This window comes from Vogesella sp. EB (genome assembly GCF_001037925.1).
In the GTDB taxonomy this organism is placed as follows: domain Bacteria; phylum Pseudomonadota; class Gammaproteobacteria; order Burkholderiales; family Chromobacteriaceae; genus Vogesella; species Vogesella indigofera.
In genome coordinates this window covers 1-6,124 of sequence record NZ_LFDT01000053.1, presented here as the reverse complement: position 1 = coordinate 6,124, position 6,124 = coordinate 1, and the positions used below count along the sequence as shown (strand labels likewise).

The 6,124-nt window shown below is 63.1% G+C and carries 7 protein-coding genes and 1 other RNA gene; 4 read left to right on the top strand and 4 right to left on the bottom strand.

What is annotated here, in order from left to right:
- Positions 1-298 (top strand): hypothetical protein (locus ACG97_RS18100; RefSeq protein ID WP_238377382.1); only part of this gene is annotated, 298 nt, incomplete at its 5' end.
- A gap of 264 nt (positions 299-562) precedes the next feature.
- Here the strand turns inward: ACG97_RS18100 and hflX are convergent.
- The 4 genes from hflX to ACG97_RS16555 all read right to left on the bottom strand — a co-directional run bounded on the left by hflX (position 563) and on the right by ACG97_RS16555 (position 4,423).
- Positions 563-1,951, bottom strand: coding sequence for a GTPase HflX (gene hflX, locus ACG97_RS16570; protein ID WP_047968493.1), 1,389 nt, complete (start codon positions 1,949-1,951; stop codon positions 563-565).
- Between the two features lie 414 nt (positions 1,952-2,365).
- Positions 2,366-2,602 carry a hypothetical protein gene (locus ACG97_RS16565; RefSeq protein ID WP_156168071.1) on the bottom strand — a complete coding sequence of 79 codons (237 nt, stop codon included), beginning with the start codon at positions 2,600-2,602 and terminating at the stop codon, positions 2,366-2,368.
- Positions 2,603-2,741: 139 nt separating this feature from the next.
- Entirely contained in the window at positions 2,742-4,004 is a 1,263-nt protein-coding gene (locus tag ACG97_RS16560; protein ID WP_047968491.1) for a Y-family DNA polymerase, read from the bottom strand.
- Positions 4,001-4,423 carry a LexA family transcriptional regulator gene (locus ACG97_RS16555; RefSeq protein ID WP_047968490.1) on the bottom strand — a complete coding sequence of 141 codons (423 nt, stop codon included), beginning with the start codon at positions 4,421-4,423 and terminating at the stop codon, positions 4,001-4,003. The genes ACG97_RS16560 and ACG97_RS16555 overlap by 4 nt, the downstream gene beginning before the upstream one ends.
- A gap of 241 nt (positions 4,424-4,664) precedes the next feature.
- On the opposite strand from ACG97_RS16555, the gene ACG97_RS17055 reads away from it, so the two are divergent.
- The 3 genes from ACG97_RS17055 to ACG97_RS16545 all read left to right on the top strand — a co-directional run bounded on the left by ACG97_RS17055 (position 4,665) and on the right by ACG97_RS16545 (position 6,074).
- Complete coding sequence (locus tag ACG97_RS17055; protein ID WP_053068222.1) at positions 4,665-5,333, top strand: hypothetical protein; 669 nt, start codon at positions 4,665-4,667, stop codon at positions 5,331-5,333.
- A gap of 110 nt (positions 5,334-5,443) precedes the next feature.
- Positions 5,444-5,542, top strand: an RNA gene (ffs, locus tag ACG97_RS17410) — signal recognition particle sRNA small type.
- A 205-nt stretch (positions 5,543-5,747) separates the two neighbouring features.
- Positions 5,748-6,074 carry a DNA-binding transcriptional regulator gene (locus ACG97_RS16545; RefSeq protein ID WP_047968489.1) on the top strand — a complete coding sequence of 109 codons (327 nt, stop codon included), beginning with the start codon at positions 5,748-5,750 and terminating at the stop codon, positions 6,072-6,074.
- Positions 6,075-6,124: the final 50 nt, after the last annotated feature.

Genomic DNA, 6,124 nt, shown 5'->3' with positions numbered 1-6,124 from the left:
AAATCGACACACTGACAAGAATCTGGCGCAGCTGAAGCGCCCATCGCAGCAAAGGGAAACGAACCAGCCAGCCAGATGTAGCAACTTCCGCAGGATCTATTCAACAACTTTGAAGAAAAGTCAGATTTTTTCAGGAACTCTACGCCTCTTCAGCTTCGTGGCAAGCACACAAAAAGAAGAAAAGCCTTACTTGGCAAGGACAGTAGTTTTCACTAACTTTGCTTCCCTACACGAAGCGGAGATGGTGAAATGCCGCAACTGGCGCACGCTTCATTGCTCCGCATTGAATTCCAGCTGACCAATCAAGACCATGCCCCGTTTGGCCCGAGGCCAGTTTGAAAAGGCGTCGCGGCAGGCCCGCCACGACCTTTTCCATGCCCCGGAAACCCCGTGCGACGATGACTGTACCGTGCAGACTCAGGTTTTTGGCGCGCATCGTGAAGGCCTGCGGGCACCGATTCAGCGGAGACAGCGGCGTTGCGCGTCAGGGGTAAGAGCTTTGCACGCAAACCCCATTCGTACCACAAGGCCGGTCTGGCTCAGACTGCGCCGCGATCGCGCCTCAGACTTCCCAGTATTCCTTTTCCCTGCCCTGCGCGCCCGGGCTGAGCTGCTCGCGCAGACTGCGCAGCTTTTCCGGCTCGCCACGCACGCGGAACCAGCTGCCGTCTTCCTCGGCACGCTCTTCCAGCACCTGGCAGTGGCTGTAGATGTCACCGCGCAGCTGTTGCACCGACCACGGCAGCAGCAGCTCGTCTTCCACCAGATCCTGCTGGAAGAAGGAAACGATGGTCGCGTGCAGGCTGGCCACTTCCTCCGGACGACGCGCACTCATCACCACGCAGCCCGGATAGCGCTGCTGCAGTTCGGCAGTCCAGGCCGCCTGGGCGGTTTCATCACCGACATGGTCGATCTTGTTGAATACGCGGATGCGCGGCACTTCGTCGGCGCCGATTTCCTGCAGCACTTCGTCGGTCACTTCCAGCTGGCGCAGGAAACCGGGATCACTGGCATCAATCACATGCAGCAACAGCGCCGCATCCAGCGCTTCTTCCAGCGTGGACTTGAAAGAGGCCACCAGTCCGTGAGGCAGGTTCTTGATGAAGCCGACGGTATCGCTGACCAGCACGCGCGGCACGCTTTCCGGGTAGAGGGCACGCACCGTGGTGTCCAGCGTGGCGAACAGCTTGTTGGCCACCAGCACTTCGCTGCCGGTCAGCGCCCGCATCAGCGTGGACTTGCCGGCATTGGTATAGCCCACCAGCGACACCCCGCCCAGCCCCAGGCCCTGACGTTCCAGACGGCGTGCGCGCTGGGTCTTGCGCTCCAGTTCCATGGCGATGATTTCGCGCTGCAGCTCGGCGATGCGGTCACGCACCTTACGACGGTCCAGCTCGGTATGCGACTCACCGGCACCACGACCACCCACGCCGCTACGTTGCCGGCCTTGCGGACCGGCCAGTTTGGCCGCTTCGCGCAGGCGCGGGGCCATATAGCCGAGGCGGGCGATTTCCACCTGCGCGCGTGCCGCGCGTGAGCGGGCATTGCGATGGAAAATTTCCAGAATGACCATGGTGCGGTCCATCACCGCGCACCCCACGGCCAGTTCCAGATTGCGCGCCTGCGACGGGGAGATTTCGTGGTCCACCAGCAACACGTCGAACTCGACAGCATCAGCGTCCAGCGCTGGCGATCCGGCTTCCAGCTCGTCGTTGCGGACACCGCGATTGACGAACATGCTGACTTCTTCCAGCTTGCCCACACCCAGATAGGCGGTGCGGTCGAAGCTGCTGCGCTTTTGCACAAAGGTCTGCACCACCTGGAAACCCAGCGTCTTGGCCAATTCGCTCAGTTCGGCGAGCGACGCCTCGAACTCGACATCACTGACATCCGGCAACTGGACCGATGCCACCAGGGCGTAGCGGGGCTTCTCTTTGACTTCTGTTTGCATGGGCAGATGACTTCAACTTGATGGCTAACCGAGCATAGTACTCACAAATGGCACCGTCCGTTGCCCGAATGCGTGACAGGCAATCGCTAGCCATTCAATCTGCGCGCGCGGAGAGCGGCCCACTTGGCGCGCGCAGGCTTCACAGTCCGACAGACGCCACGTTGAATAGCACTTCGCCAATGGCAATTTGGCGACGCAGATGAAAATCTGCCGCAGATGAAGAAACGATGCAGTCGTGCCCCGACATGCTTTATCTGCCCACCGCCTTGCAGCCAGGCTGACCGTGTCACTGGCCAGTGCCTCGCCACTCATGCGGCATCGCGTAATGTAAGACATTCACCAGAAAGGCCGGCAGGGTCTATCCGCCAACGCTCATCGCTGCCGCCAGGTCATTGGCCAACCACGATCGGAGTGCTACTTGCCGCGATACTCGATGCGCGCGGTCATTTCCTCGATCGCCAGCGCCAGTGCCTTGGCCGCACCCGCCGCATCACCGGCGACATCGGCGTAGTCGGTCCACTCGCCGTAGCGCAGCTGCCAGCCGCCCGCTCCGGCGCCCTCGACCCGCAGGATGTACTCCGGCACGGAGAACTGCTCGCCGGCCGCGGTGGTCAGCGGGCGGTACTGCACCGCGTCGCCCCAGCCGTTCATGACCGGCGCTCCGCCGGAGCGGGCGCCAAGCATGGCAGCCCGAAGAGATTGAAATGGTTCATCCGCCGATTCTAGCAAGCCGCCGCCGTGCCGGCTGCCGCGCTGGCGTGATGTCTGTTATGCCGCGATGCGACCAGCGCTAGCTGACCACCGGTAACTCGTCCCAACAGGTGGTCCAGCGCGGCGAGCGTTGCTCCTGCCGCATCCGCCAGTTCGCGCTGAGCGCTTCCGACGCCAGTTTCAGCGTGCCGCTGCCATAGTGGCGGTTTACCTGATCCAGCGTTTGCAGCAAGGCGACGCGCCGCGGATCGGTACTGATCGCAAACAGGTCCGGCTGCCGCGCCTGGGCGGCGCCGATCCCCAGCAGCACCACGCCGGCCTTTTTGTAGCCGTATCCGGGCTGGTAGATCGCCTCCAGCCCGGCCAGTGCCGCCTTGACCAGCACAAAGGTGTCGGCGGCGGGGCCAGGCAGCGGCACCACCGTCCAGCCGCGTTGCGCTGTTGCATCGCCAAACGGGTTGCCACGGACACTGACGCCGACCAGCTGCGCCACGCTGTGCTGCTGGCGCAGTTTCTCGCCGACGCGGGTGGCGTGATGGGTGATCGCCGCCGCCAGCGTGGACTTGTCGCTCACCGTGCGCGCAAACGAGCGCGACGAGATCAGCTGCTGCCGTGGCGTGGCGATGTCGTCCAGTTCGAGACAGGACACGCCGTTCAGCTCGGCCACGGTACGCTCCAGCACGATGCCGAAATGGCGCTGGATCAACTGCGGCGCGGCACGCTGCAAATCCAGCGCACTGTGGATGCCAAGGCGGGCGAGCTTGTCCGCGCTGCGCCGGCCCACGCCCCAGACCCGGTTTGCGGCCAACCTTGCCAGCAGTTTTTCCTGCCAGTCGCGCGCAAGCCAGTCCCAGGCGAACACGCCGTTGCAGCGCGGATGGGTCTTGGCCACGCTGTTGGCCAGCTTGGCCAGCGTCTTGCTGCTGCCGATGCCGACACAGGTGGGAATGCCGACGCGCTGCAACACGTCGGCACGCAAGCGGGCCGCGTGATCGCGCAGCTCGGGGATGCCGTCGAGGGTGATGAAGCTTTCATCAATGGAGTAGATTTCCTGCTCGATGCCCCAGCGCGCCACGACCTGCATCATCCGTTGCGACATGTCGCCATACAGCGCGTAATTGCTGGAAAACACCGCCACACCGTGACGGCGGCACTGCGCCGCGATCTGGTAGTACGGCAGGAAGGCGTCGATGCCAAGTGCCTTGGCCTCGGCCGAGCGCGCAACGACACAACCGTCATTATTGCTGAGCACGATGATGGGCTTGCCGGCCAGATCGGGACGGAACACCCGCTCGCACGAGGTATAAAAGCTGTTGCCGTCGACCAGCGCAAAGGTGCTCATGTGAAGCGCTTGACGCAGGCGGTGACCACGCCCCAGATGCACAGCTCCTGCTCGCCGCCCAGCTCCAGCGGCGCATAAGCGGCATTCTCCGCCAGCAGCGCCACGCGGCCGTCGCGGCGGTGCAGGCGCTTGACGGTGAACGCGCCGTCGATGGCGGCCAGCACGATGTGGCCGTGCAGCGGCGGCAGACCGCGATCGACCACCAGCAGATCGCCGTGATGGATGCCGGCATCGGCCATGGAATCACCGCTCACCCGCACCATGAACGAGGACGCCGCGTCACGAATCAGGTAACGATTGAGATCCAGCGGACTGTCCTTGTAGTCGTCGGCCGGCGACGGAAAGCCGGCCGGCACGCTGGCGCCGTACAGCGGCACGCTCTGCGGCAGCAGCGCTGCGACCGGTAGGTAAAGCTGCATGCTGGTCTCTCCATAATCGATCTTTTGATTATGTACGATTTCAAATAAACTGCAAAGCCCGTAGTTGCCGTGCGCCCGCCATCACCGCGCCACACCCCGCCTGCGGCCAACCTTGTTCGCCCCACCGGCAGCGCTGCGCGCCATGGCGGAGGCCACCCGCCCAGCCGCCGCCAGCAGCCGTGACAACGCACCGCGTCAAAGCGCCTATAAATCAACTATCTAGCCCGCAACGGAGACAGGCATGAAGCCGGTTCGGCGCAAACAGTTCGTCAACTTTGGCAGCAGCTCGTCGTGGTCGCACGCCACGCCACCGCTCGCCAGCGCGCCGCCCTCTGTCGCCCTCACCCGGCCGCAACTGGGGGCGGAGTATCTGGCGTGGGCGCACTGGCTGGATGCGTTGCACAAGCGCGCCAGCCAGGGCAACGAGGCCGACGCCTGGGCACTGGCGGAAGGCAAGTTGGCCTTCGTGCTGCGCCGCAGCCTGCTGCTGCGCGAAAAAGTCATGCTCGGCGGCAGCCTGTCACGGGCGGTAACCGAGGAAACCGCGGCACTGGTACAGGAGCTGGAACAAGTGATTGGTGAGCTGACCGGGCGCGAGATGGCGCCGGTAGACGACTGGCCGCTGCCATACCGCCTCTACCGCCGCCAGGGCGACGCCGGCAAGCCGAATCCCGCCGCCGGCCACGACCGGCGCCAGGGCAGCCGCCAGCGCAAGAACCTGCTGTCGACACAGGCGCAGCAGGACTGCCAGCAGGCGGTGGGCTGCCTGCGGCTGGCGCTGGAGATCCTGCACCGCCAGCCGCCACTGGCCAAGTCCGGCGCCTGGCAGGCGGCCAACCTCGGGCTGGCACGGGTGATCGTGCTCGGCCACCTCAGCAGCCAGCCCGACCACAAGCTGGTGGGTAGCTAGCACTGGCACCCTGCAATGACAGCCGCCGGCAAACCCTCGCCAAGGCTTGCGCTGCAGGCAAACTCTCCTTGTCATTGCGAGGCTTTATCTGTAGAATGTCTTTCCTCAATGGCGGGTCTCCCCGCATTGTGCGATGGTCAACCTGGTCAGGTCCGGAAGGAAGCAGCCACAGCCGTTTAGCGCAAGTGCCGGGGGTCGGGCTCGCCACCCCAATTTACCCCGTTGCCGATAGCTCACTATCGGCAACGGGCGTTTCGCATAAATTACACTGTCCTTTTTCTCGCAATCCTGCTATCATACCGATGCAAGTCAAATAAGGCTGGGCAAAGACTCGGCCATATGTTTTATTTTTTGCAAAAGTCACGCGGACACTACCCCGTCCATGATTAACAGAACTCATATGCGAGGAACGCCATGAAATTGTTTGATAAAATCCCCAATCCGCGCGAAATCCGCCGCAAGCTTGGCTTGAACCAACAGGAATTCTGGAGCCGTATCGGCGTTACCCAGTCCGGTGGTTCGCGCTACGAAAGCGGTCGCAACATGCCAAAGCCGGTACGTGAATTGCTCCGTCTGGTGCATGTCGAGCAGATCGACCTGGCGAAAGTCCGTCGTGAAGACTTCGAGATCGTTGAATATCTCAAGGAAACCCACCCGGACCTGTACAAGAGCCTGCGTAAAGCGGTTCGCGCCCGCCTTGATACCCAAGGCGAAGCAGAAGGCACCGTTGCCGAAGCCTGAACAAGCGGCTGAAGCAACCATCAAAAAACGCCGCCGTCCGGTCCGGGTTC